The 25,174-nt window shown below is 70.0% G+C and carries 20 protein-coding genes and 3 pseudogenes; 7 read left to right on the top strand and 16 right to left on the bottom strand.

What is annotated here, in order from left to right:
- Positions 1-37: 37 nt before the first annotated feature.
- From recA to ACZ60B_RS06760, 6 genes are all read right to left on the bottom strand, one after another.
- Positions 38-1,207, bottom strand: a complete 1,170-nt coding sequence (gene recA, locus ACZ60B_RS06735; protein ID WP_469384792.1) for a recombinase RecA — start codon at positions 1,205-1,207, stop codon at positions 38-40.
- Positions 1,208-1,268: 61 nt separating this feature from the next.
- Complete coding sequence (locus tag ACZ60B_RS06740) at positions 1,269-1,772, bottom strand: single-stranded DNA-binding protein (protein WP_469384794.1); 504 nt, start codon at positions 1,770-1,772, stop codon at positions 1,269-1,271.
- A gap of 211 nt (positions 1,773-1,983) precedes the next feature.
- Entirely contained in the window at positions 1,984-2,766 is a 783-nt protein-coding gene (locus ACZ60B_RS06745; protein WP_469384796.1) for a zinc finger domain-containing protein, read from the bottom strand.
- Positions 2,763-3,278: a hypothetical protein gene (locus ACZ60B_RS06750; protein ID WP_469384798.1), complete on the bottom strand. Its 516-nt coding sequence runs from the start codon at positions 3,276-3,278 to the stop codon at positions 2,763-2,765. The genes ACZ60B_RS06745 and ACZ60B_RS06750 overlap by 4 nt, the downstream gene beginning before the upstream one ends.
- On the bottom strand, positions 3,275-4,231 hold the full coding sequence (locus tag ACZ60B_RS06755; RefSeq protein ID WP_469384800.1) for an ATP-binding protein: 957 nt from the start codon (positions 4,229-4,231) through the stop codon (positions 3,275-3,277). Before ACZ60B_RS06755 ends, ACZ60B_RS06750 begins: the two co-directional genes overlap by 4 nt.
- Before the next feature lie 259 nt (positions 4,232-4,490).
- Positions 4,491-5,408, bottom strand: a complete 918-nt coding sequence (locus tag ACZ60B_RS06760; protein WP_469384803.1) for a RecB family exonuclease — start codon at positions 5,406-5,408, stop codon at positions 4,491-4,493.
- An 835-nt stretch (positions 5,409-6,243) separates the two neighbouring features.
- Between ACZ60B_RS06760 and katG the strand changes: the two genes are divergently transcribed.
- The 4 genes from katG (at position 6,244) to ACZ60B_RS06780 (ending at position 11,452) form a co-directional block, all read left to right on the top strand.
- A complete protein-coding gene (gene katG / locus ACZ60B_RS06765; RefSeq protein ID WP_469384805.1) occupies positions 6,244-8,436 on the top strand; it encodes a catalase/peroxidase HPI in 2,193 nt (730 codons plus the stop codon).
- A gap of 209 nt (positions 8,437-8,645) precedes the next feature.
- Positions 8,646-8,855 (top strand): ferredoxin, encoded by a 210-nt coding sequence (locus tag ACZ60B_RS06770; protein WP_359069246.1) that lies wholly within the window; start codon positions 8,646-8,648, stop codon positions 8,853-8,855.
- Complete coding sequence (locus ACZ60B_RS06775; protein ID WP_469384807.1) at positions 8,845-10,212, top strand: NAD(P)/FAD-dependent oxidoreductase; 1,368 nt, start codon at positions 8,845-8,847, stop codon at positions 10,210-10,212. Before ACZ60B_RS06770 ends, ACZ60B_RS06775 begins: the two co-directional genes overlap by 11 nt.
- A gap of 34 nt (positions 10,213-10,246) precedes the next feature.
- On the top strand, positions 10,247-11,452 hold the full coding sequence (locus ACZ60B_RS06780; protein WP_469384809.1) for a cytochrome P450: 1,206 nt from the start codon (positions 10,247-10,249) through the stop codon (positions 11,450-11,452).
- A 171-nt stretch (positions 11,453-11,623) separates the two neighbouring features.
- Here ACZ60B_RS06780 and ACZ60B_RS06785 read toward each other — a convergent pair whose 3' ends face one another.
- Positions 11,624-13,207, bottom strand: a complete 1,584-nt coding sequence (locus tag ACZ60B_RS06785) for an MFS transporter (protein WP_469384812.1) — start codon at positions 13,205-13,207, stop codon at positions 11,624-11,626.
- Between the two features lie 12 nt (positions 13,208-13,219).
- A complete protein-coding gene (locus ACZ60B_RS06790; protein WP_469384814.1) occupies positions 13,220-13,918 on the bottom strand; it encodes an SDR family oxidoreductase in 699 nt (232 codons plus the stop codon).
- Between the two features lie 108 nt (positions 13,919-14,026).
- Between ACZ60B_RS06790 and ACZ60B_RS06795 the strand changes: the two genes are divergently transcribed.
- Positions 14,027-14,518: a winged helix-turn-helix transcriptional regulator gene (locus ACZ60B_RS06795; protein ID WP_469384816.1), complete on the top strand. Its 492-nt coding sequence runs from the start codon at positions 14,027-14,029 to the stop codon at positions 14,516-14,518.
- Between the two features lie 153 nt (positions 14,519-14,671).
- Here the strand turns inward: ACZ60B_RS06795 and ACZ60B_RS06800 are convergent.
- A pseudogene (locus tag ACZ60B_RS06800) lies at positions 14,672-14,956 on the bottom strand (DEAD/DEAH box helicase); the annotation flags it as partial.
- Positions 14,957-15,094: 138 nt separating this feature from the next.
- Here ACZ60B_RS06800 and ACZ60B_RS06805 point away from each other — a divergent pair.
- Positions 15,095-15,389, top strand: a pseudogene (locus ACZ60B_RS06805) (hypothetical protein).
- Between the two features lie 344 nt (positions 15,390-15,733).
- On the opposite strand, the gene ACZ60B_RS06810 reads toward ACZ60B_RS06805, so the two are convergent.
- From ACZ60B_RS06810 to ACZ60B_RS06820, 3 genes and pseudogenes are all read right to left on the bottom strand, one after another.
- The gene (locus tag ACZ60B_RS06810) at positions 15,734-16,609 is read right to left on the bottom strand and encodes a hypothetical protein (protein WP_469384818.1); all 876 of its coding nucleotides are present in this window, start codon (positions 16,607-16,609) and stop codon (positions 15,734-15,736) included.
- 305 nt (positions 16,610-16,914) lie between these two features.
- The gene (locus ACZ60B_RS06815) at positions 16,915-17,118 is read right to left on the bottom strand and encodes a DUF397 domain-containing protein (protein WP_469384820.1); all 204 of its coding nucleotides are present in this window, start codon (positions 17,116-17,118) and stop codon (positions 16,915-16,917) included.
- A pseudogene (locus tag ACZ60B_RS06820) lies at positions 17,115-17,681 on the bottom strand (DUF5753 domain-containing protein); the annotation flags it as partial. The gene ACZ60B_RS06815 and the pseudogene ACZ60B_RS06820, both read right to left, overlap by 4 nt.
- A 26-nt stretch (positions 17,682-17,707) precedes the next feature.
- Here ACZ60B_RS06820 and ACZ60B_RS06825 point away from each other — a divergent pair.
- Entirely contained in the window at positions 17,708-18,163 is a 456-nt protein-coding gene (locus ACZ60B_RS06825; RefSeq protein ID WP_469384822.1) for an ATP-binding protein, read from the top strand.
- A gap of 89 nt (positions 18,164-18,252) precedes the next feature.
- Here the strand turns inward: ACZ60B_RS06825 and ACZ60B_RS06830 are convergent, their stop codons facing one another.
- From ACZ60B_RS06830 to ACZ60B_RS06845, 4 genes are all read right to left on the bottom strand, one after another.
- On the bottom strand, positions 18,253-20,139 hold the full coding sequence (locus tag ACZ60B_RS06830; RefSeq protein ID WP_469384824.1) for a DNA/RNA helicase domain-containing protein: 1,887 nt from the start codon (positions 20,137-20,139) through the stop codon (positions 18,253-18,255).
- 269 nt (positions 20,140-20,408) lie between these two features.
- Positions 20,409-21,383 (bottom strand): antibiotic biosynthesis monooxygenase, encoded by a 975-nt coding sequence (locus tag ACZ60B_RS06835; protein ID WP_469384826.1) that lies wholly within the window; start codon positions 21,381-21,383, stop codon positions 20,409-20,411.
- A gap of 6 nt (positions 21,384-21,389) precedes the next feature.
- A complete protein-coding gene (locus ACZ60B_RS06840) occupies positions 21,390-24,107 on the bottom strand; it encodes a molybdopterin-dependent oxidoreductase (RefSeq protein WP_469384828.1) in 2,718 nt (905 codons plus the stop codon).
- Positions 24,104-24,931 (bottom strand): FAD binding domain-containing protein, encoded by an 828-nt coding sequence (locus ACZ60B_RS06845; RefSeq protein ID WP_469384830.1) that lies wholly within the window; start codon positions 24,929-24,931, stop codon positions 24,104-24,106. Before ACZ60B_RS06845 ends, ACZ60B_RS06840 begins: the two co-directional genes overlap by 4 nt.
- Positions 24,932-25,174: the final 243 nt, after the last annotated feature.

A 25,174-nucleotide genomic window follows, 5' to 3' on the forward strand; every position in this document is an offset into this window, starting at 1 on the left:
CGGCTCGCGCCGGAGTGAGGGAGCGGCCGGCTGGTCTTCACGGCCCGGCCGGGGTGCCGTCGAGGAGGACGCGGGGGGCCGGACCGCTCGGGGCCGACGCGGCCGGCCCGGTGGAGCGCCGGCCGGCCGCGGCCGAGCCGAACGGCACGGTGCCGGGTGCGGCCGCTCGGTTCGCCCTGTCCGCCCAGGGCTCCGCCGCCGAGGCCTCCGGCTTCGCCTCGATGCCCAGTTTCTCCCTGATCTTCTTCTCGATCTCGTCGGTGAGGTCGGGGTGGTCCCTGAGGAAGGCGCGGGCGTTCTCCTTGCCCTGGCCGAGCCGGTCGCCCTCGTACGTGTACCAGGTGCCGGACTTGCGGACGAGGCCTTGCTGGACGCCCAGGTCGATCAGCTCGCCCTCGCGGCTGATGCCCCGGCCGTAGAGGATGTCGAACTCGGCCTGCCTGAACGGCGGGGCGACCTTGTTCTTGGTCACCTTGACGCGGGTGCGGTTGCCCACCGGCTCGGCGCCCTCCTTGAGGGTCTCGATCCGGCGGATGTCCAGGCGGACCGAGGCGTAGAACTTCAGGGCGCGGCCACCGGTCGTGGTCTCCGGCGAGCCGAAGACCACGCCGATCTTCTCGCGCAGCTGGTTGATGAAGATCATCGTGGTTCCGGAGTGGCTCAGCGCACCGGAGATCTTCCGAAGCGCCTGGCTCATCAGCCGGGCCTGCAGGCCGACGTGCGGGTCACCCATCTCGCCCTCGATCTCCGCGCGCGGCACCAGCGCGGCGACGGAGTCGATGACGATGAGGCCCAGGGCGCCGGAGTGGATGAGGGTGTCGGCGATCTGCAGGGCCTGTTCGCCGTTGTCCGGCTGGCAGACCAGCAGGGTGTCGGTATCGACGCCGAGCCGCTTGGCGTACTCGAGGTCGAGGCCGTACTCGGCGTCGATGAACGCCGCGGTCCTGCCTGCCTTCTGCGCGTTGGCCATGGCGTGCAGGGCCAGGGTCGTCTTGCCGGAGGACTCCGGGCCGTAGATCTCCACCACGCGGCCGCGCGGCAGGCCGCCGACACCGAGGGCGAGATCCAGGGCGATCGAGCCGGTGGGGATGACCTCGACGGGGACCACCGGCTCATCGCCCAGGCACATCACCGAGCCCGCGCCGAACCGTTTTTCGATCTGGGCGAGGGCGAGTTCGAGCGCTTCCTCGCGGTCCTGTTCCTTCATGGGGTCCGCCTTGGGTGGGTGCGGTGTGTGGTCGCGGCCGGCGCACGGGTGCGCCGACCCGTCAGAAGGGCTCCTTCTCCTCGCGGAGGGCATGCCGTCCGCCCTCGGCGAGGACCGGCCGCTCGCCGCCGCCGGGCCGGGTGAACGGGTCCTCGGCGGGAGGACGGGGGCCGCCGCGGGAACCGGCGGGGACGGCGGTGTACGGGGGTTTGGTGATCGTCACGGCGGCGAACCGCAGCGACGCGCCGATCTCGTCGGCCTCCAGCTCGATGACGGTCCGCTTCTCGCCCTCCCGGGTCTCGTACGTCCGCTGGCGCAGCCGCCCCTGGACGATGACGCGGGCGCCGCGGGTCAGGGACTCGGCGGCGTGCTCCGCCTCCTGCCGCCAGACCGAGCAGCGCAGGAACAGCGTCTCGGCGTCCCGCCATTCGTTGCTCCGCCGGTCGAAGGTGCGGGGCGTGGACGCGACGGTGAAGTGCGCGACCGTGTCGCCGGACGGGGTGAGGCGCAGCTCGGGGTCGTCGGTCAGGTTGCCGACGACGGTGATGACGGTTTCACCGACCATGGCGGTTTCCTCTCGTGCGACGGGTGGTTCCTCACCCATGCCGGTTCGAGTTCGACGGGCAGCCTCGTACCGGTGGTGATGGTGCCCGGAGGGGAGGCTGCGCCGCTCCGGGCAGGTGTGAGGGGTGAGCCGGGCGGCGCGGGTCTCCAGGGGAGTCGCGTGGCAGGGCTCCGGTACGCGGCTTTCCCCCGAGTCGGGGCGATCACCGGGTTCACCTCGTCCCCCCCTCCTGCCTCGGCCCGGGTTCGGCGAGGCCGGCTGCGAGGAGCCGTGCCTGGTGGGCAGGGGCCCTCCTCAGTGGGATTCCGAGCCGGGGGACGGTGCAGGGACGGCCTGCGGCGGCCCCGCACCAGGGACAGGGCACGCGGAGGGACCGGACACGCGAGTCGCGCTTCGAGCCGGTGAGGTGGGAGGGCGGAGTGCCCGGGGCGGCGGGTGTGCGCCGAACTCGCTGTCCTGAGGCGATCGCGGTCACCAGCGCGAGGAGTTCCGCACGATAACGGCACGGATCGTCAGGGTCGCTGTCCGGAAGTGGCAGTGGGTTGCGGGCGAGCCGCTCCTCCCGGATCGCGCGCACCTCGGCGCGGATGTCGGCGGCGGCGATATCGGACCGCTGCCTGCCCAGCCGGATCACAGCCGCCCGTACATCGGCGACGTCCAGGTCGGCGAGCAGCAGGTGCCAGGCGTCCGTCGTGGTGTCTTCCAGGTGCATCGACGGGCACATCGCCGCGACCAGGGCGACGAGCTGGGCCGTCTCGGCTGGCAGCATGCGCTCTTCCCTTCCGCGGGGGAACGTCCCGGCTGACGCCGGTGCGCCGCTTCCCGCCGCATCCGCCGGCTGCCGGTACACGTACAGGACGGCCCCGCAGGCGCACCGCAGCCGCTTGTCGTCCTCAAACGTCCAGCGGCCACAATCGAGGTGACCGGTTTGGGAGACCAGGAACCACACCGTGTCGAGCGTGTCCCGGTCGGGGTGGGCGACGACAGCGGTCATGGGTCCTCGCCACCCTCGAGTGGGAGCAGACGGCGCAGGTCGAGCGTGCCGATGTGCAGGGCGCGGGCGATCCGTTCCCGCCCGCCGGGCAGGGGACGCAGGCTGAACGACCGCGGTTCGGAGACCGACAGCACACCCAGCCCCGGGATCGCCTCGCCGGTGTACGGGTCGGCGACCGGCTCGAGGCAGGTCAGCCGGGCGAGAAATTGCCGCTGCCAGCCGGGGCGCACCCGGACCAGCGTCTCCACCTCGCCGGGGTGGTTCTCGGCCACCCAGGCGGTGAAGGTCTCTTCGTCGGCGACCACGACCGTCGGTTCGGGGTCGACGAGGGTGAGGGTGGCGACCGGTGTGTCGTCCGGCAGGGCCACCCGGACCGACTTCAGGTTCAGCTCGGCACGGGCCGCGCGCAGCCCCTCGAGGACCTCGTGGCGCTCGGTCTGGTACTCGGCGTCGACGGCGTCGCGCAGCACCCGGAGCACGGCGACCCGGGTGGCGTGCTCCTTGAGGCTCATGCGGACTTGACCTTCCGCTCGGTCCCGTTCTCCCGCCTGGCCCCGGCCCCGGACTCGACGTCCTCGGCGACCCTGTTCCTCGCCGCCGCGGTGCCGTGGCGCACTATCAGCTGGCCGAGCGTGAGGGTCTCCCCGGTGTCGTCCAGGACGGCGGCGCCGAGCAGGTTGTGCCGACGGGCCTCCTCGTACAGGGTGCGCAGTTCCTCGTGGCCGGCGCCCGGCGCGGTGGCCTCCGTGACGTAGTCGGAAACGGAGGGGACGGGCTTGCCGGCCTCCAGCCAGTCGAGGACGGCCTCGGCGAACTCCGGGCCCGGCCTGTGGAGCACCGTCCCGGACAGCGGCTTCGCCCGGGACTTGGAGATCACCAGGGTGTTCTCGTGGTCGAGATCGCCGACGATGTCGAATTCGTACTCGATGCCCTCCCGCTGCTCGGGCTTGAGCCCGATCTTGCGCGGCACCTTGCGACCGCGCTCGTCGGCCTCCACGACGTACTCGGTCTTGGTGCGCATGGTGACGATGAGGTGACCGGGGTAGGCGAGCAGGGCGTCGATCATCGCCCGCTCCTGGGGGCGGGCCTCCTTCCAGCCGGCGAAGCTGCCGCCCGCCCCGAGGCGCTTGGCCGCGTTGTCGACCTGCTCCAGCATCCCGCCGGTGCCGGACCAGAAGTGACTCAGGGAATCGACGATCATGACGTCGTAGCCCTCGTGGGCGGCCACCGCGAGCGCGTCGACGAGGGTGGTGGGCTGGAACGTCGTGAGCGGGAGGGTGTCGAAGGCGAACTCGTCGGCGTACTTGGCGGCACTGCCGTGCTCGGTGTCGATCAGGGCGACCCGCTCGCCGAGCCCGGCGGCGGTGACCAGGGCGGTGTAGGTCTTGCCCGACCCGGTGGGACCGGCGAGCGCGATGCGGGCCTTGGCCTGTTCCTTGGTGGCGGTGGTGAAGGTGAGGTTCACGCCGTTCTCCTGGCATCTGCGACGGCGGTTCCGGGTGGGCCTGGCCGACAGGGGACGCGGTCCCCGTCCGGCAGGACGTGCCCCCGCGTGGCCGTCGCTCGGATCGAATATGTATTCGAATTACTGCCTGCATTCACACTAGACGCCCCGGAAGTAACAATCCACCCTTTTTCGCAAGAAAAAAACAGGAAAGGGTGGAATGTCAGCAACAAGGCGTATAATGCCCCCGCACGCATGCGGGTATCGGACGCCTCCGGTCTCAGCCGGCGTCGGCGGCCGGGCGTTCGCCCTCCCCCGCGGCCGGGTCCGTGGTGACGGCCAGGGGATAAGGCGGCGGGGTGCCGCCCCAGGCCGGGCACAGCGCCCGATGGGGGCACCAGTCGCACAGCCGGCTCGGGCTCGGGAGCCAGTCGCCCGTCCGCGTCGCCCGCCCGATCGCGTCCCAGAGCGCCGACACCTCGCGCTCCACGGCCCGCAGATCAGCCTCCGCCGGGTCGTAGGTGAGCACGTCCCCGCTGCCCAGGTAGACCAGCCGCAGGCTGCGCGGCACGGTGCCACGCAGCCGCCACAGCACCAGGGCGTAGAACTTCAGCTGGAACAACGCGTCCGCCGCGTACTCGGGCGGGGGCGCCCGGCCGGTCTTGTAGTCGACGATCCGTACCTCGCCGGTCGGCGCCACGTCCACCCGGTCGATGATCCCGCGCAGCCTCAGCCCGGAGTCCAGCGTCGTCTTGACGAACAGCTCCCGCTCCGCGGGCTCCAGCCGGGCCGGATCCTCCAGGGTGAACCACCGCTCGACCAGCTGCTCCGCCGTGGCCAGCCACTCCGCGACCCGTTCCGGGGCGGGCGCCCCGCCGTCCCGCGCGAACAACTCCGCGAGCTCCGGCCGCGCCGCCAGCAGCCGCTCCCACTCGCCCGCCACCATGGCCCGGGCCCGGACGGCCGTGCGCTCCGCCGCCGGGACGTCGAAGAGCCGCTCCAGCACCGCGTGCACCAGGACGCCCCGAGCCGCCGCCGCGTTCGGCTTCTCCGGCAGCCGGTCGATCACCCGGAACCGGTAGAGCAGCGGGCACTGCATGAAGTCGCCCGCCCGCGACGGCGACAGCGACGACGGCGGCGCGGCGGGCCGGGGTGCTGCGGGCGGGGCCGGTGCGCCGGAGGTGTCGATCGGCTGCACACCCCTGACCTTATGCCGGAGGCCGGCGTACCGCCCCGGCACCGCCCCGCCCGCGGAGGCGGTGGCCACGTGACCGCCCCCTCGGGGCCGCCGGGCCGCCGACGCCTTCGAGATCGGTCGCCCCGTCCTCGAGCAGACCCTCTCCACCGGCACCCCCGCCGGCTGCCGAACAAGGATCACCCCGCGGGTCACCCGTGGCCGGCGGCCCGCCTCATCACCCACGCAAGCCGCGAGTCGTGGCGGTGGTCACCCGCGGTCTCATCGACAGCCGGGCAGGCCCAGAGGTGCTCGGCGCGGGAGCCGACGACGCGCACGCTGCGGCGAGTCGCCATCGAGGACGCCTGCGCCCGAACTCCACCCGGCCGGCCGAATCCGCCCGCACCGCCCCTCCAGCCGGCGGCCGTCGGTTCGGCCGCGGTGGTGGCAGAGGCGACGGTGTTCCACGCCGAATCACCCAGGCCGGTGCTCGGGCCCGGCGGCGTCGTGGCCCGGTGCCGTGGCAGCGAGGCGGGTTCGGAGGGGCCGGCGCCGGCAGATCAAGTCGCGGCTCCGGCGATTCCGGAGGGCCGCGCACCGGATTCGGCTCGCGTCGGAAGGCGGTACGGGAGCAGGAAAGGCCGTCCCTCCTCCGACTTCTGTCGTGCGGGGTGCTCTGCGTGTTCCATAACAGTGTGGTCTTCGGTGGGCGACCATACGGACGCGGCACAGCGCATTTCCTGTCGGTGGGCGTCGTGGCGCGATGAGGGTGGGGGTCGACGTTCTCGACACCAGCAAAGCCAACGACGTCAAGAGAAGCAGCCGACAGAGGAAAACCGAGACAGGAAGAAGGACGAGCATGTCCAGCAGCGAAAGCGAGAACCCCGCAATCCCCTCACCGACGCCCCCGTCGGCTCGGCGGCCCAGGACGAACCTGGACTGGTGGCCGAACCAGCTGGACCTTCAGGTCCTCCACCAGCATTCGCCCCAATCCAATCCGATGGACGAGGACTTCGACTACGCGAAAGAATTCGCGACACTCGACGTCGACGCGCTGAAGCGTGACGTCTTCGAGGTGATGACGACGTCTCAGGACTGGTGGCCCGCCGACTACGGTCACTACGGGCCGCTCTTCATCCGGATGAGCTGGCACGCCGCGGGAACGTACCGCATCGCCGACGGCCGCGGCGGCGGAGGCAGCGGCGCACAGCGCTTCGCGCCCCTCAACAGCTGGCCGGACAACGCGAGCCTGGACAAGGCACGCCGTCTGCTCTGGCCGATCAAACAGAAGTACGGTCGGAAGATCTCCTGGGCCGATCTTCTCGTCTTCGCCGGAAACTGCGCCATGGAATCCATGGGGTTCAAGACCTTCGGATTCGGATTCGGGCGAGAGGACATCTGGGAACCCGAGGAGATCTTCTGGGGACCCGAGGACACATGGCTCGGAGATGAGCGCTACAGCGGCGACAGGGAACTCACCGGTCCTTTCGCAGCCGTGCAGATGGGACTGATCTACGTCAATCCTGAGGGGCCCAATGGCAACCCGGATCCGGTGGCTGCCGGCCGGGACATCCGGGAGACGTTCGGGCGCATGGCGATGAACGACGAGGAGACGGCCGCACTCATCGTCGGCGGCCACACCTTCGGCAAGTGCCATGGCGCGGTCGACGCCAGCTACATCGGCCCGGAACCCGAGGCCGCTCCCATCGAGCGGCAGGGCCTCGGCTGGCGGAACACATACGGCAGCGGCGCGGGCCCCGATGCGCTCACCAGTGGTCTGGAGGGCGCGTGGACCCCCGAGCCGACCAAGTGGGACAACGGGTACCTGGACACTCTGTACGGGTACGACTGGGAGCTGACGAGCAGCCCCGCCGGTGCCCAGCAGTGGACTCCCAGTGACCCCGCGGCCAGAGACACCGTGCCCGACGCCCATGATCCGTCGAAGCGGCACGCCCCCATGATGCTGACGACAGACCTCGCGCTGAAGGTGGACCCGGTCTACGGGCCGATCACGAAGAGGTTCCACGAGAACCCGGACGAGCTCGCGGCGGCGTTCGGCAAGGCGTGGTACAAACTGCTGCACCGCGACATGGGACCCCTCTCGCGTTACCTCGGCCCGTGGATTCCCGAGCCACAGCTGTGGCAGGACCCCGTCCCCGACGTCGATCACGAACTGGTCGGGGACGAGGACATCGCTGCCCTCGCGGACAGGATCCTCGCCTCGGGCCTCCCCCTCTCCCAGCTGGTCACCACCGCCTGGGCCTCGGCGGCGAGCTTCCGCGGCACCGACAAGCGCGGCGGGGCGAACGGAGCGCGAATCCGGCTCGCGCCGCAGAAGGACTGGGAGCTCAACGACCTGCCCGAGGTGACCGAGGTACTGCGCACGCTCGAGCGGATCCAGCAGGACTTCAATCTCTCCCGTACCGACGGCACGCGGGTCTCCCTCGCCGACCTGATCGTCCTCGGTGGGTGCGCGGCCGTCGAGCGGGCCGCGAGGAACGCCGGGTACGACGTCTCGGTTCCCTTCACGCAAGGGCGTACGGACGCCTCGCAGGAGCAGACCGACGTGGAGGCGTTCGCCGTTCTGGAACCCAAGGCGGATGCGTTCCGCAACTACCTTCCGGCGGGCGAGAAGCTGTCCCCGGAGACCCTCATGCTGGACCGCGCCAACCTGCTGACGCTGACCGCTCCCGAGATGACGGTGCTGATCGGCGGCATGCGGGCCCTGAACACGAATTTCGGAGGAACCCCCCACGGCGTTCTCACCGGCCGACCGGGAGTCTTGACCAACGATTTCTTCGTCAACCTGCTCGACATGGGCACGGAGTGGAAGGCGTCGGCCACGGACGAGAACGTGTTCGAGGGGCAGGATCGCGCCACGGGCGAGGTCAAGTGGACCGCCACCGCCGTCGACCTCGTCTTCGGTGCGCACTCCCAGCTCCGAGCTCTCTCGGAGGTCTACGCGTCCAAGGACGCGGGCGAGAAATTCGTACGCGACTTCGTGGCCGCATGGAACAAGGTGATGAACCTCGACCGGTTCGACCTCGCCTGACCCCGGGGCCCCGGTCGGCCCTCATGGGCCGACCGGGCCGCGAGAACAGCGTCCGCAACGGCCCCAGGGCCCCGTGACGATCACCACGGCGATGCTTCCACCCTCGTCCTCGGGTCGACCAGCCGCGCGGCCACGGCCCAGCGCGCGCCCGGGCCTCTCCTGGACTAGAAAGGGAGGAGAAGCCGGTGTGCCGGAGGGAGTGACCGGTGATGCAGATCCTGGTGGACCTCGCCCGTTGCCAGGGCTACGCGCAGTGCGTGTTCCATGCGCCGGAGATGTTTGAGCTGCACGGCGAGGAGGCACTGCTGTACCACCCGGCTGTTCCCGACGAACAGCGCGAACGCGTGCTCCAGGCCGCGGCGGCATGTCCGGTCCAGGCCATCCTGCTGGGTGAGGGGGTGAGCCCCGGTGCCCGGTGACCTCCAGGAGGGCCGGATCGTCATCGTCGGCGCCTCGCTGGCCGGGTTGCGGGCTGCCGAGAAGCTGCGCGAGGAGGGCTTCACCGGTTCCCTGACCGTCGTCGGGGACGAGCCCCACCCTCCGTACGACCGGCCGCCACTGTCCAAGCAGGTGCTGTTCGGCAAGGTCCCGGCGGACGCGACCGTCCTGCCGATGCGCCGGGACCCGGAGGCCGAGTGGCGACTGGGCGTGCGCGCCACCGGGCTCGACCTGTCCGGGAAGCGGGTGTTGCTGGCCGACGGGGAGCCGGTGCCGTACGACCGCGTGCTGATCACCACCGGGACACGGGCGCGGCCCTGGCCGAACGCACAGGAGGCGGCCCTGGACGGGGTGTTCACCCTGCGCACGAGCGACGACGCAGGGCTCCTGGCCGAGCGGCTGGCCGCCGGACCGCGCCGCGTGCTGGTGATCGGCGCGGGCTTCACCGGCTCGGAGATCGCCTCGGCCTGCCGGGAGCGCGGCCTGGAGGTCACGGTCACCGAACTCGGTTCCGCGCCGCTGGTGGGCGCGCTCGGCGGAACGCTGGGGAAACTCGCCGCCGCCATGCAGCGCAACCACGGTGTGGACCTGCGGTGCGGGGTGAAGGTCACCGCGCTGCGCGGCAACGGGCACTTCACCGGAGTGGACCTCTCCGACGGCAGCCGGATCGACGCGGACGTGTGCATCGTCGCCATGGGCGCGGTCCGCAACGTCGAATGGCTGGCGGAGTCCGGGCTGGCGGCCGGACCTCGCGGGGTCGCCTGCGACGCCGGATGCCGGGCCTTCACCATGTACGGGCTCGTCACCGACGACGTCTTCGTGGCCGGTGACGTCTCGCGTTTCCCGCACCCGCTGTTCGACTACCAGATGCTGTCGCTCGAACACTGGCGCAACGCGGTGGAGCAGGCCGAGGTGGCCGCCCACAACATGGTCGCTCCGGAACCGCTGCGGCGCCCGCACCTGGCCGTCCCGACGTTCTGGTCGAGCCAGTTCGGCCTCAACATCAAGTCCGTGGGCGTCCCCACCTTCTCCGATCAGCTGGTCATCGCCCAGGGTTCGCTGGAGGCCCGCCGCCTTGCGGTGGTCTACGGCTATCGCGGCCGCGTGACCGCCGCGGTCACCGTCGACATGGCCAAGTCGCTGGAGTACTACCAGGATCTGATCGCGACCGCCGCGCCGTTCCCGCCCGTGGCCGGTGCCTCCGATCGTCCGCCGGCGGCCGAGGTGCCGATCCCTTCCGACGTGCCGGACCCGAGCGTGCTCTCGCACGGCCCCACCGTCGCGCTCACCGGTCACCTGCCGGACCGCCGGCTGGTCATGACGCGGCCCGCCGGGTGACCCATCGCCCCGCCCGTCCACGAGGAGCCCCGCCATGACCGCCGACACCCTGCTGGAGCGGATCACCGACTACGCCAACCGTCCCGACCCCTGGCCGCTGTACGCGGAGCTCCGGGAGGCCGGTCCCGTGGTGCCGCAGCACGACGGCAGCTACCTGGTCGGCACCTACCACGAGATCGTCGCCCTGCTGCACAACCCACGGATCAGTGTGGACCCGCGCAACCTCGACACGGCCTCGTCCGAGCCGTCGCAGCAGGCACGCAGACTGCCGTTCCTGCGGCTCGACGACCCTGAGCACCACCGGCTGCGCACGCTCGCCATGCGGCCGTTCGGACCGCCGCACAGCCCCGGCCGGATCGACGCTATGCGCGGCGAGATCGCCCGGATCACCGAGGAGCTGAGCGAGTCGATCCGGGACCGCGAGCAGGTCGACATCGTCGACGACTTCGCCTACCCCCTGCCCGTCAGCGTCATCTGCCGGCTGCTCGGCGTCCCGCGCGAGGACGAGCCGATGTTCCGGGAATGGACGGACGTCCTCGTCGCGGCCGCCGACATCGGGTCCGGCGACGACACCGCGCAGCGGCAGGAGGCGGCCGTACGAGCCCAGCAGGAGATGGGCGGGTACCTGCTGGGCCTCGCCCAGCAGCGTCAGGGCCGTCCGACCGACGATCTGCTCTCCGCCTTCATCAACGAACCCGACCCCGCCCAGCGGTTGACCCCCGACGAACTCGCGGAGACGGCCATACTCCTGCTCATCGCCGGACACGAGACCACCGTCAACCTGATCACCAACGGCGTCCTCACTCTGCTGCGCCGGCCCGACCAGTTGGAGAGGCTGCGCAACGATCCCGGCCTGCTGCCGCGCGCGGTCGAGGAACTCCTGCGCTACGAGCCCCCCGTCCACATGCGGGAGCGCATCCCTCTCGCCGACGTGGACTTCGCGGGCACCACCCTGCCCAAGGGCGCGTCCGTGATCGTTGCGCTCGCGTCGGGCAGCCGTGACCCCAAGCGGTTCCACGAACCGGACCGGTTCGACCCCACCCGCCCGGACAACGAGCATCTCGGCTTCTGCAGCGGTGTCCACATCTGCTTCGGGGCACCGCTCGCCCGCATCGAGGCCCAGACCGCACTCGGCGCGCTGATCCCCCGCCTCGGCGCCGCGTCCCTGGTGCAGGACCCTCCGCCCTACCGGTCCAACGCCATGCTCCGCGGTCCCCGACACCTCCCCGTCGCGTTCTGACCCGAGATCTGCGCGCCAGGCGCTCGTTGGCCGCGCCCGCATCGCAGCGGCGGTCCCGGGCGGGGAGGTGATTCCGGTGCTGCCGTGCAGCAGCCGCCGGGCCTGTCGGTGATTTCAGGGTGCGGGGATCTACCGGCAGCCGTGCTCGCCGCGACGGCGGGGAGCCGCGCGTCAGTTCGGCGTGGCGGTGGTGTGGTGCGGTCGGTTGTGCACCAGCAGGGCCGAGGCGAGGGCCGCGCACAGGAATACGGCGGCGATGACGATCAGGCCGGCGTGGACGCCGGAGGTGAAGGCGTCGCCGACCGCGGCGGTCACGCCCGGCGGGGCGGCTCGGTGGCCGCCGCTGCCGGTGGAGACGGCGTGCTCGACGGCGGGCCAGGCCGCTCGGGGAACGTGGTGGGCGTCGAGCCGGGACGGCAGCCGGGACTGGAGCCGGCCGGCGAGGAGTGCGCCGAGGAGGGAGGTGCCGGTGACGGATCCGATCTGCCGGAAGGCGTTGACGGCTCCGGAGGCCATGCCGGCGTGTTCATGGGAGACGCTGACCAGGGCGGCGGCGGTGCTCGGCGCGGCGACCATCCCGCTCGCGGCCCCGAAGAGCGCGAACAGCCACCACACCCGGGCGTAGGGGGTGGCCGGATCCAGCGTGGTGAGTCCGGCCGTGGCGGCGGCTCCGAGGAGGAAGCCGAGGGTCAGGGGGAGCTTGAAGCCGGTGCGGCGGATGACGCGTCCGGTCGCGTAGCTGACGACGACGTAGAAGCCGAAGAAGGGCAGCAGTCGCCATCCCACGTCCAGGGCGGACAGGTGCTGGACGCGCTCGTAGAAGAGCACCGACAGGATGGCCAGTCCGGTGAAGCCGAACAGGGAGACGGCCGCGACGAACATGACGGCGCTGAAGGACGCCGACCGGAACAGGGAGATGTCCAGCATGGGTGTGCGGGCGGCACGCTCGACGAGGACGAAGCCGGTCAGGGCCGCGGCCGCGACGACCCAGGCGATGAGGATGCGGGGGCTGGTGTAGCCGTCGTGTCCGCCTTCGATGAGGGCGTAGACGAGGGCGGCGATCCCCAGGACGGCCAGGACCTGTCCGGGGACGTCGAGCTTGCCCTCGGGGCCACGTGACTCCGCGACGAGGACGGCGGCGGCCATGGTGACCACGGCGAGGACGGCGGTCGACAGGAAGACCGTGTTCCAGTGGAAGTGGTCCAGCAGGGTGCCCGCGATCAGAGGGCCGACGGCGAGCCCGATGCCGGACGAGGCCACCCAGACGGTGATGGCTTCGGTGCGCCGGTGGGGGTCGGGGAAGGCCGCCCCCAGGATGGCCAGGCTGTTGGGCAGGATGAGGGCACCGCCGACGCCGGAGACGAGTTGGCCGGCGATGACACCTCCCACCGAGTCCGCCGTGTAGACGACGAGCGAACCGATGATCAGGACCGCGGCACCGGTGACGAAGGCGCGCTTGCGGCCGTAGAGGTTGCCGATGGTGCCCGCGGACAGCACCAGACTGGCCACGAGCAGGGTGTACGCGGAGGGGATCCAGACGAGGCCGGTCGGAGAGACGTGCAGGTCGTCCTGGATGGCCGACAGCGCCGAGACCGAAGCGGTGATCAGCAGGAAGGTCGTCATCGCGCCCAGGCACATCGCGACGAGCGTGACGACGGCGGCGGGCCGGGAGGACTGGTCCGGGGCGGGCCGGACACCGGCCTGCGGGTCGGCCGGCCTGAGCCGGCCCGGCGCGGGGGAAGGCGTGGTGGTCACGTTTTCCTCGTCTCAGCCGAGCTGCGGGTACAGGGCGGCGACGCCACCGGAGAGGCCTGCCTGTACCTGGCGGCTGCGGTCGTCGACGACGATCTCGGCGGCCCCGGAGGCGATGCCGTCGACGGCCGCGCGGGCGACGTCCGCCGGGTCGGTCTTGGGTCCGTCGACATGGCGGGCCATGTCGGTGTCCATGTAGCCGACGTGGAGTCCGGAGACGCTGATGCCGCGGGGCGCGAGCTGCTGGCGGACCGCGTTGGTCAGGCTCCACTCCGCGGACTTGGCGGCGGCGTAGGCGCCGACGGCGGGAAAACTGATCCACGACAGCGCGGACAGGACGTTGAGGACGGCGCCTCCACCCTGGGACTCGATCACGGGGGCGAAAGCCCGGATCGCGCCGAGGGTGCCCAGGTAGTGGGTCTCCATCTCCAGGCGGACGGCGTCCCAGTCGCCGGTCAGCAGATCCGCGCCCGTGGAACTGCCCGCGTTGTTGATGAGCACCGTGATGTCACCGGCCTCCTCGACGGCCGCGGCGAGGGACGCGGGGTCGGTGATGTCGAGGCGTATCGCCTTCACGCCGGGCAGATCGATCAGGTCCGGCCGGCGGGCCGCCGCGTACACCGTGGCGCCGCGGTCGAGGAGTTCCTGGGCCAGTGCCCGGCCGAGTCCGCGATTGGCCCCGGTGACCAGGACGGTTGCGGTGCTGATGTCCATGATTCCTCCCATGGGATGCGCTCACCCCAGCTGACTTACGACTAAAGAAGTCAGCTCCGACGGTATAGGCTGACTTTGCATGAGGCAAGTCAGGCGGAAGGCGGAGAGATGAAGGACCTGCTGGAGGAACGGGACGCCTGGTCCATGGACAACTGCTCCATCGCCAGGACCCTGGAGATCGTCGGCAACAGGACGTCGCTGCTGATCATGCGCGAGGCGTTCTTCGGCACGCGCCGGTTCGACGACTTCGCCAAGCGCGTGGGCATCGGCGAACCCGCCGCCGCGACGCGCCTGAAGGAACTGACCGCCGCCGGCCTCCTGGAGCGCGTCCCGTACCAGGAACCCGGGCAGCGGACCCGGTACGCCTATCAACTGACCGAGAAGGGACGGGACTTCCGCGCCGTCATCGTGGCGCTGCGGCAATGGGGCGACGCCTGGGCCGCGGACGAACAAGGACCCCCCGTGGTCGTACGCCACGAGAACTGCGGCGCCGAGGTGCGCGCGGTGCTCCGCTGCGACGACGGCCACGACGTGCCGACCGGCGACTCCTTCATCGACGCCGGCCCGGGCCTCATCCGCGTCGGCTCGGACGGCCCCTGAATGACCCGGGGAGGCGCAGGGACACACCCTGGCGGGTCGGCGCCGACGGCCGGCTCATGGCGGGTGCCGGGCCATGTCCGCGACGAGTTCACCCGGCTCGTCGACAACGAGGCGTTACCGACAACCCCCGGTCAAGCCTCAACCGGAACAGCTTCAGCCGACAAGACGTGCAGGCTCCGACAACACCGCGCGAGCGCCGTCGAAGTCGGCCAGGCGGGCCGCGACGGTAGCGACGGCGAGGCGTTCCGGGAGAGCGGCGGAGAACTTGAGTCCCCGTACGGCCCGATGGTCCACGTCGGGCAGGACGAGACTCTCGCCGACACTTTCACGGGCCGTGCGCCAGTCGGCCGGGGTGAGGTCCTCGCGCAGGCGCAGCCAGCTGTCGGCGGGCCGTTGCAGGGGGTCGGTGACCGACCGGGAGGCAGCCGCCGAGGACGCGCCTGAGCGGTCCCGGGAGACGACGTGACGGGCGAGGTGGTCTACCTGCTCGACAGCGAGGGCCTCTCCCGGATGGTGCGAGGGGAGCCCGACATGAAGAGGCGCCTCAAGGTGGCCAAAGCGTCCGGAACCTGGGTCATGACCACGTCGATAACGGTCATCGAGGCGTACGACCCGACGCGCTACCTCCCGGCATGACACTGGGCGCTCTCCTTGATCCGCGTCGAGCCGGTGACCGAGAAGATCGCCAAGGAGGCGACCGGCCTCCTGAAGGAGACGGGCCTGCACGGCCACAAGCACGTCATCGACCGCCATCGACGCGGCCCTCGCCGCCGTCGCCCTACGGCAGCCCGGTCCGGTCACCGTGTTCACATCGGACGAGGACAACATGCGCAAGCTGTGCGCCGACCACGTGCTGGTCGTGAAGCTCTGAGCCGGGCCCGGCCCGCCCTCCTTCGCAGCTCGCTTCCTTCGGTGTGCCCGCGCTCCCCTGACGCTCGGACGTGCCGCACCGGCTCGGCCCACGTGGCGCGGTCCGCCGCCCCGACCCGGAGCCGACCACCGGTCCAGACCGCAGGGAAGACTCCCGAAGTACAGGTAGGCGGCGATACCCGCGACGCGCCGATCCTACGAACGTCAGCACGCTGCCCATCGCCGGGGAGACCGTGCGACCGGGAACGCACCCCGTCGCCGCATCCCGCTGTCATCCGTCAGGCGGCCACGGCGGGCGCCATCGACCTCCGCCGCGCTTCGGCGGTCAGGAGGGCACTCGCAGCGTCAACCCTGAGGTTCCTCCAGCTTGACGGCAGTGGTGTCCGCGCCGTGCTGTTCCCCGTGTGCTGTGGCGAAAGGCTCGTGGTCTTCCATAACCTCGCCGTCCACGACGTCCCCGTCCATCACTCGGTGCGACGGTTCCGCCAATGGCAGGCTGGAGAGGTGCCGCTTGAGCCTCTTGGCCATCGGAAGGTAGGTCGCAAAGGTGAGCCCGCCAGAGACAGCAGCCCCTACAAGGGGGATAGCCTTCGAGACGGTCTTCGCGAACGACTGCTTCGTCATCTGGACGCCGAGGTATGCCGCGACCTTTTTCACTATCGGGTAGACGACACCCTGGGTAAGCGCCTTCTGGGGCAGCTTCTTGGCAACCTGCTTCGACATCATCCCGGCCACCTTCCCCACGGCCGCGTTCGCCGACTGGGTACCGAACATCACGCCGAAGAACAGCGTGAGCACCCCCATGGTCGCGTCGTCGACGTCGTCGCCCTCGCCGGAGAACAGATCGGGCCAGCTGTAGAGGTATGCGAGTTTCTGCGCGATGCGCAGCATATGACCGAAGTACTGGGCCACGTCGGCGGGCACGGTGGCGGGAAGGGCAAGGACACCGGGTATCCCGGCAGCGGCGGAGAGAGCACTGACCTTGGCGGTTTCATAGCGGATGGAGTCGGTGGCCACTTTGTCGAGAACCTCGACAGGTATGCCTGCCGCAGCGGGGGTCTCTTCTATCGCTTTTCGGATCTCCTCCTCGGAACAGCGACGAGCCAGCGCACTTCGGAGGTACGCCTCCCTGCTGATACGCACACCCGGAAGCTTGGCTGCGCTCACCAACACCGCAGAAAAGCGCGACTCGGGGTTCTCGATCCCTTTACCCTGTTTCATGGCAGAAACTTACAGTAGCTTCGCGCTCCAAGAGCCTGACCAGATCGACTCCGTTGAAACCTCGTTATATGAGTGACGGTGGGGTGCATGCCAGGTCCATCACGGTGTCGATCGTCCTCCGGAAAGGCAGCCTCCGCTGAAACCTGCGCCCTCTGGCCGGACGTTGACCGTCATGACAGCCGACGCCGACGTGGCACCCGGCGAGCAAGACACCGAGGCCGCTGAAGATGTTGCGGAGGCGGGATGCACAGGGCCCTCGACAAGCACACGCTTGCTGGAAGGCCTTGCCATCGGTGCCGCCTCTGTCAGAGCGCCGCGAACTCGACGAACGCGGTCCACGCCGTGGGTTCCACGGTCAGTGCGGCTCGAGTTGTGTCCTTTGAGTCGCGGACGTGGACGGCGTCTACCCCAGCCGCGACCTCGACGCACTGGCCACCGTCACCAGCGCTGTAACTGCTCTTGAACCACGCCAGGCCAGAGGTGTCCGGCCTGCCCTTTTCTCCGCTCATCTCTCTCCCAACAACTTCTCGATCAACGCCAGCGATTCTGTCGGAGTGTGGGCCTGCGCACGAAGGATCCCGTACGTACGCTCAAGTTCGCGCACCTTCCGGCGCTCCGCGTGAACGCGGCTGTCGCCCCGCACTTCTGTGTACGCGATCCTGCGCCCATCCCTTGCCTCCATCAAGGTGAACGGGCCAGCCAGTCCCGCATGTTCCTTGCGGGACAACGGCATCACCTGGATCACCACGTTGCGCTTCTCCCCGATCAGCATGAAGTGCTCCAGCTGGCCTCGCCAGACAGCCTCGCCACCGAGCGGCCGGAGCAGAACAACTTCCTCCATCACAAAGCTCAGGTGTGGCGCCGGGCGTCGGACGAAAATCTCCTGCCTCGCCGGTCGTGCGGCTACCCGCTGCTCCATGAGCGCTTCGTCCAACAGCGGCTGCCACATGGCGAACACCGCTCGCCCGTACTCCTCTGTCTGCAACAAGCCGTTGACCAGCTGAGTGTCATACACATGCAGCTCGACCGCCTCGGCCTCCAACTTGGCCGCGTCCCGGAAGAATGCCGGGTGATGCAGCAACTCCCCCGAACGGGCATATGCCACAACACCTCGCACCCGAACGTGAGTTCACCATTTGCTTCACCTCAACGCCACGCGGTGCCCGCCTCGCCCGCCGACTCGTTTCGCACCGCCTGAACGACTGGGGCCACCCATACGCGGCCCCGGTCAACGAGACGCTCACCCTCATCACGGCGGAACTCACCACCAACGCGGTACGCCACGGCCACGTCCCCGGCCGGGACTTCCGCGTCCAACTCACCCTGGCCGATGACATGTTCCGCATCGAGGTGGCCGACACCCGGGACGAGAAACAGCCCCCGTCGACTCCCCCGGCCCCCGACTCCGGCCGCAGCCTGCTTCTCGTCGCCGCCCTCGCGGACGGCTGGGGCGTCACCCCTCGTCCGGCTGCCCCCGGCAAGACGGTCTGGGCAGAACTGCGCGTACTGACCGGAGGCCGCCTGCGCACGCCGCGACCGGTTCAGGGATCTTAGACGGATACCGGCTCACCCAGGAAACGACGAACGCCTTTCGACCCGTTCAGCGGCACGGCTCGGTCGTCGTCCAGCCACACGTTTCGCTGTCACGTCGCAGCCAGTTCCCGTGCCGCCCTTCCCCCGAGTTCCCGCAGCTTCTCCCGTGTCTCCGAGTCCGTCGAGTACACGATCGTCCCGACCATGCCCCGGGTCAGCAGCACCTTGTAGGTGTTGCGGATCAGGCGGTCCACGTCGGCGTCCGGGGTGGCCTTCTTGAACACCGGGTCCTTGGACGCCGTGCGGTCCGTAATCCAGCGGTCGCCGCGCCACACCAGGTCCGGGCCGATGATGACACCGGACCAGTCGTACTCGAAGCCTTGGGCGGTGTACACGCAGCCGACCTGACCGAAGCCGGCCGGGTCGGTGGCCCATAGGGCGGCCGGGGGCGCGCCGGACACGGCGCGTTCGCCGCGCAGGTTCCAGGGGCGGATCCAGTCGCCGATGACGACGTCGGGCGGCAGCGGGTCGCCGGGCTTGGGTTCCCGGGACCAACGCCAGCAGTAACCGGCGGACATACGGGCGCCGTAACCTCGGGTGCGACGTGCCTCGAGAAACTCTTCCATCTCCTGGGGGCTGTCGGCGACCAGCAACCGCATGCGGTCGTCGGGTTCCCAGACGACCGGTCCGCCGGGCTCGAGGCCGAGGAGCCTGACGACCCACCGCAGGTAAGCGTCGCTGCCGCCACAGCGGAATTGGCTGTCCAGTGGTACGACGTGGCAGGGGATGTCCCGCTTCGCCGCTGCCGCCTCGATCTCGGCCACGGTTCCCATCTCTCCCGGGCGCACGACCTGGTGCTCGTCGAGGAAGAAGACGGGAACGTGGGCGACATCGATGAGCTCGTCGATCTGAGCTCTGCCGGTCCGGTGCTCGGCACGGGTGTAGCGGTTGGCGGAGGTCTCCCGGATGCGGTGGGCCTCGTCGCAGATCAGGGCTTGCAGGCTGTTCTTCTCGACGGACATGAAGCTGTTGAAGTACTTGAACAGCTCCTGGACCTCCCGCTTGCGGAATCCCGCGACCTTCCTCATCGTCGTGGTGAACGACTGCGAGCCCGTGGCGTGCAGCGCCGTAATCCCACGCCGGTACAGCTCACCGAGCAGTTGGAGAGCGATCACGCTCTTGCCGGTACCGGGACCGCCGGTGACGATGACAATCTCCTTGCGGTCGGCGCGTTTCGCCTTCTCCACCGCGTTGAGCACCATGCGGTACGCGACCTGCTGCTCGTCGAGGAGAACGAACTGCTGCCGGTCGCGGACCTCCTCGGCGGCCACGGACATCAACTGCTTCGACGGCGCCGTGGCAGCTGCGAGCAGTTCGTCCGCTGCCGGGGCACCAGGGTGCTCACCGCTCAGCCTCGAGCGGAGATGATCGAGGAAGGCTCCACGCTGTTGGCCAGTGAAGAGTAGTCCGTGACCGCCACCCTCGATCTCCCGCAGGCCGGTCACGCCGAACTCCGTGGCGTTGTGCAGGAAGGCCACTCCGTCGACCCGGTGTCCGTGCTCTGCCACCGCCCCGTTGAAGTCGACCATGTAGTCGCAGTAGCGGCGGACCTGTTCGATGGGGTTGAGGACCGGGTGTGCGTAGGGGTCCACGTGACACAGCGTGGGGTCGTCCTCGTGGGGCAGTGCCTCGCTCCACTGCTTCAGTTCCACCACGACGTACGACGGTTCTCCCGTGGCCGGATGCACACCGGCGAGGACGGCGTCGGCACGCTTGCTGTTCAACGGGAGCGCGTATTCCAGCATGACCTCCACATCGCCCAGACCCGCGTCGTTCAGCGCCGCGGCCAGGACTGGGATGCTGCGCTCCCACGAGAGCGCTTCCGAGGTGCCGGGCCGGTAGCCGTGCATGTGGACGAACTGGTCGGTGAGGTGCAGGTACAGCGAACGGTCGAGCGCCATGGCGGCGACGGTTCTCGCGGACGCACGGAACAGCAAGGATTCCCCAGGGCAGCACGAAGTGACTCGTGCGGGTGGGGGCATGTCCTTCGAGACTCCACCGCGGTGGAGCGGAAGCCCGTCGGGCCGCGTTGACTATGGGGTCGAGGGTACCCGTCGGCGGAAGATCCAGTTCTGTCCTTGGGTGCTGTCCGATCAGCAAGTCAGGACAACTACTCGCCCGATGCTGACTGATCACCGGCCCATGCCACCCCCCATGCCTCTGAGTTGTACAAATGCCCAGATGCTAGATCTTGGACCCTCGCTCGTCATGGCAGCGTCCACCACCTGACCGTGACCAAGTAGAAGACAAGGGCCCACACGGCCATCACCACGGCGACCGTGCACAGGCCCCGCACGTTGGTTCTCCTCGGGGGTTCGTCCGGGGGTGGGCGGAGCCAGCGGCCGAGGAGGGGGTTCACGTAGTAGGGCATGGTCAGGAAGCTCATGATGAAGCTCGAGAGGAGGTTGCCTACGAGGAGGTTGATCCAGAGGGGCAGGTGCGCCGGGGACAGGGCCAGGGAGAGCAGGACCACGGTCGGGTAGAGGCCCACCCAGATGGCCAGGGACGTCTTGGTCTCGGAGGGGGGCGGGGGCGCCTCCTTGCCGTTGCCCTCGAAGGCGAACCAGCTGCCGAAGGAGTTGTCGATCGTGTGCAGCTTGTAGTCGCTGAACTTCTCGCCCTCGGCCAGGATCCGTTGTCGCTGGGGCGAGGTCAGCCAGGCGTCGAGGTGCTCGGCGTTGTCGTAGCGGTACAGGGTGGTCCATTCCTCCTGGAGTCCCTCGATGGGGCGGAAGAGCTCGGTCCCGCGGAATCCGTCGAACCTGCTCTCCTCCTCGACCATGCGGCGCTGCCAGTCGAGGAAGCTGTCGACCTGGTTCGGCGGGACGCGGTGGGTGACCACCACGGTGACCAGCGGATCCAGTGACTGGGAGCCGCTGCTGACCACCTGCTGGGTGGCCGGGCCGTCGAAGTACCTGGCGCCGGCGTCGAGATACGTCTGTCTGGTCCCGCTGTTGATCCACGCCTGAAGATGCGCCACCGAGTCGAACCGGTACACGACGACCCAGTCGGGTTGCAGCTGGGTCGGCGCGGAGATCTCGGCGCCGAGGAAGCCGGGGTAGTAGGCGGCCGCGGCGTTGAGGTCCTCCTGCCACGACCGGAACGGCCCGTCCATCCCGGGCAGGACCTTCTGTCCGATGATCGCCGTGGCCGCGGCGGCCACGTTCTTCTCGGTGTCCATGGTGGCTCAGCCCGCCGACACCGACTGTTCCGCGGGGAGTCGGCCGTAGATGCGTTCCGGGGTCAGGGGCAGCTCACGGTAGCGGACGCCCGTGGCGTCGTGCACCGCGTTGGCGAGCGCGGGGGCGACCGGGTTGATGCAGCACTCGGCCATCCCCTTCGCCCGCATCGGCCCCACCGAGTCCGCCGAGCCCACCAGGAGGACCTCGGTACGGGGGATGTCCGCGTAGGTGGGGATGCGGTAGTTGCGGAGGCTGGCGTTGATCATGACGCCGTTGGCGTCCACGTGGTGGTTCTCGGTCAGCGCGAAGCCGATGCCCTGGGCGACACCGCCCTCGATCTGTCCCCGCACCTGCACCGGGTTGATGATCACCCCGGCGTCGGCCGCCTGAACGCTGTGCAGGATCCGGATCTCACCCGTCACGCGGTGCACGGCGACCCGGAACCCGTGCGTGTTGGAGGTGACGCTGCGGGGCGAGCCGTAGGCCTTGCGTGCGGCCCGGAAGCGGATGCCTCGCCCGCGGGCCAGCGCGACGAGTTCGGCCAGCGACACCCGCCGGTCCCCGCAGGTGACACCGTCGTCGTCCATCGAGCACAGCACGACATGGACGCCCGTGTGGGCCGCGGCGAACTCCAGGATGCGGTCGCGCACGGCGTTCGCCGCCCGCAGGACCGCGTTGCCCGCCACGAAGAGGCCGGCGCTCGCGAAGGCGCCGGTGTCGAATCCCGTGCGGTCGGTGTCGGACTGCACCAGACGGATCCGGGACGGTGTCGTGCCCAGCTGGTTGGCCGCGATCTGGACATGCGCCGTGGAGGTGCCCTCCCCGAACTCGACGGTCCCGACGGCGAGTTCGTAGATCAGGTCATCGCCGAGCGTGACCCAGGCCTCGGAGAGGTGGTCCGTCGGGGGCGCGGTCTCGTGCAGGGAACTCGCCACGCCCGTGCCGACGAGCCACTCAGGGCCGGGTGGCGGCCGGTCGGCCGTGCGGGCCAGGGCGTCGTCCACCAGGTCGATGCACCTGGCGAGTCCGTCCTCGGTGAAGGTCACGTCGTCGGGGCCGTCGTGCAGGGCGATCATGGAATCACCCGGCCGCACGATGTTGCGCCGCCGCAGTTCGAGCGGGTCCATGTGCAGGGCTCGGGCCAGTTCGTCCATCGCCGACTCCACGGCGAAGGCCGGCTGCGTCATCCCGTAACCGCGCAGCGCCCCGCTCGGCACGGTGTTCGTGTAGACGGAGTACGCGTCGTACTTCTTGTTGGGGCAGCGGTAGATCATGACCGCGGCGCCGCCCGCGAACAGCGTCTCGCCGCCGTGGTTGCCGTAGGCGCCGGTGTTGGAGACGTTGCGGACCTGGAAGGCGGTGAGCGTACCGTCGGACCTGGCGCCGAGCCTGACCGTCAGGGTCATCGGATGCCGCGGGGAGGCGGTGGTGAACTCCTCCTCCCGGGTGAGCTCCAGGCTGACGGGCCGTCCGGTGTCCAGGGCGGCGAGCGCGACCAGGTCCTCCGTGATCACCTCCTGCTTGCCGCCGAATCCGCCGCCGACCCGCTTGCAGAACACCCTCACCTGGTCCGGGCGCAGCGCGAACAGGTACTCCAGCTTGACCTTCGCGATCGACGGCGACTGCGAACTGGTACGGACGTTCAGCCGGCCGTCCTCCATCCAGGCGATCGAGCCGTGGGTCTCCAGATGCGCGTGCTGCACCCGCGGTGAGAAGTAGGCGCCTTCGTGGATCACGTCGGCCGCGGCGAACCCCGCGTCGACGTCGCCGATGTGCGAGTGGAGCTCGATCAGGACGTTGTGGACGGGGTCGCGTACGAACGGGTCGTGGGAGCCGTGCAGTTGGGGGGCGCCGTCGGCCATCGCCGCCTCCGGGTCGAAGACCGCGGGCAGCACCTCGTACTCGACGTCGAGACGCCGGCAGCCCTCCTCGGCCGCTCCGACCGTGTCGGCCAGGACAGCGGCGACGCGCTGACCGACGAAGCGGACCGTGTCGTCGAGGACGTAGGTGTCGTCCGGGTCGACCAGGTGGTCGGTGTGGATCGCCGTGGTGAAGCGTCTGCGGGGCACGTCCTGCCAGGTGTAGACCCGGTGCACGCCGGGCACCGCGAGGGCGGCGCGCTTGTCGATGGAGCGGATCCGGGCGTGCGCGTGGGGTGAGTGCAGCACCTTCAGGTGCAGCAGGCCGTCGATGCGGGTGTCCATGGTGAACTCGGCGTGGCCCGTCACCACGTCGTGGCCCGCGGGTGCGCCGACGCTCGTCCCGACGGCCTTGCCCGGTGCCGCCGTCTCCACGGCGGCGACGCCCTTCACGGCGTCCTCGATCGCCCGGTAGCCGGTGCAGCGGCAGAGGTTGCCCTTCAACGCCCTCGGCAGGTCGGCCTTCTGCTCCTCGGTGAAGGTCGCCGAGGTCATGATCATCCCCGCGGTGCAGAAACCGCACTGGAACCCCGGGGCGTCCTCGAACTGCCGCTGCATGGGGTGCGGGGCGCCGGGCCGTCCGAGGCCCTCGATCGTGGTCACCGCGCGTCCGTCCGCGCGGAACGCGGGGGTGATGCAGCTGTGCACCGGGGTGCCGTCCAGCCACACCGTGCAGGCACCGCAGTCGCCCGCGTCGCACCCCTTCTTGACGCCGAAGTGGCCCAGTTCGCGCAGGAAGGTGCGCAGGCACTGGCCGGGAGCCGGCTCCCGGTCGAATTCCCTGCCGTTCACGAGGTAGTTCATGCCAGGTCACCGGCCGGGAGTTCGCGGCGGATCTCCTCGGCGAAGTGCCGTGTCAGATGCCGACGGTGGTCGGGGGTTCCGTTGGGATCGTCGAACCAGACGTCGGCGGGCACGGCGTCGATGCTCTGTCGCAGGGTCCGGGCGTCGGGCGGGGAGTCGAAGGCGATGCGGACCGGCCGGGTCGTGCCGGCGGTGATGGTGAGCAACAGATCGCTGCCGCCCGGCCGTCGGGTGCCGACGAGGAACACGGTCGAGCGGCCGAGCCGGGTCAGCGTGAAGCGGCGGTGCGCGACGCGTCCGCGCAGCGCGTACTCCGGTACGGTGACGCGCCGCAGGATCTCCCCGGGCGCGAGGATGTTGCGGTGGTCGCCCGTGACGAAGTCGAGGGCGTCGACGAAGCGCACCGAGCCGTCGGCCGCCCACAGTTCGTACCGCGCCTCCAGCGCGACCGTCAGCGTGATCATCGGGCCCGCGGGCAGGGACATGCAGATGTTGCCGCCGACGGTCGCCGCGTTCCAGACCTTGAACGAGGACAGGAACGCCTCGCAGCTCCTGCGGAAGAGCACTCCGGCGGTCCAGCGCACCGGCCACGGGAAGGCGTACAGATCGCGAACGGTGCAGGTGGCGCTGATCTCCAGGCCCCGGTCCGTCGGGACGAGGGGCTCCCAGCCCAGCGCCGTCAGGTCGATCAGCCGTCGCAGGTCCGGTTGCTCCACGGAGTAGAGCCACGTCCCGCCGGCGAGCCAGGCGTCGCCCTCGTGCCAGTCCGTGCCCGGCCGCTCGGACGGTCGGCGGACTACTTCGGTGATGGTGTTGAGGTCCATGAGCACCGACCTACGGGACAGCGGACACGCGGGAAGTCAGCGGTCCCCGGAGGATGTTGGAGTGGATTTCCCGCCGATGGGGCAGGTGTCGGCCGCCGTCCCGCACCGTTCGGGGCGGCTGCGCCGCGAAGGACCGGCGGACCCGGACACTCTTGTCCCAGTTTATCGCAGTATGTGGACGTCAGCCCGGCAGAGGGCGGCCGTCGATCCGCCGTGACGACACCGGGTGCCTCGCCCCGGGGC

Source organism: Streptomyces sp. NPDC104096 (genome assembly GCF_055584385.1).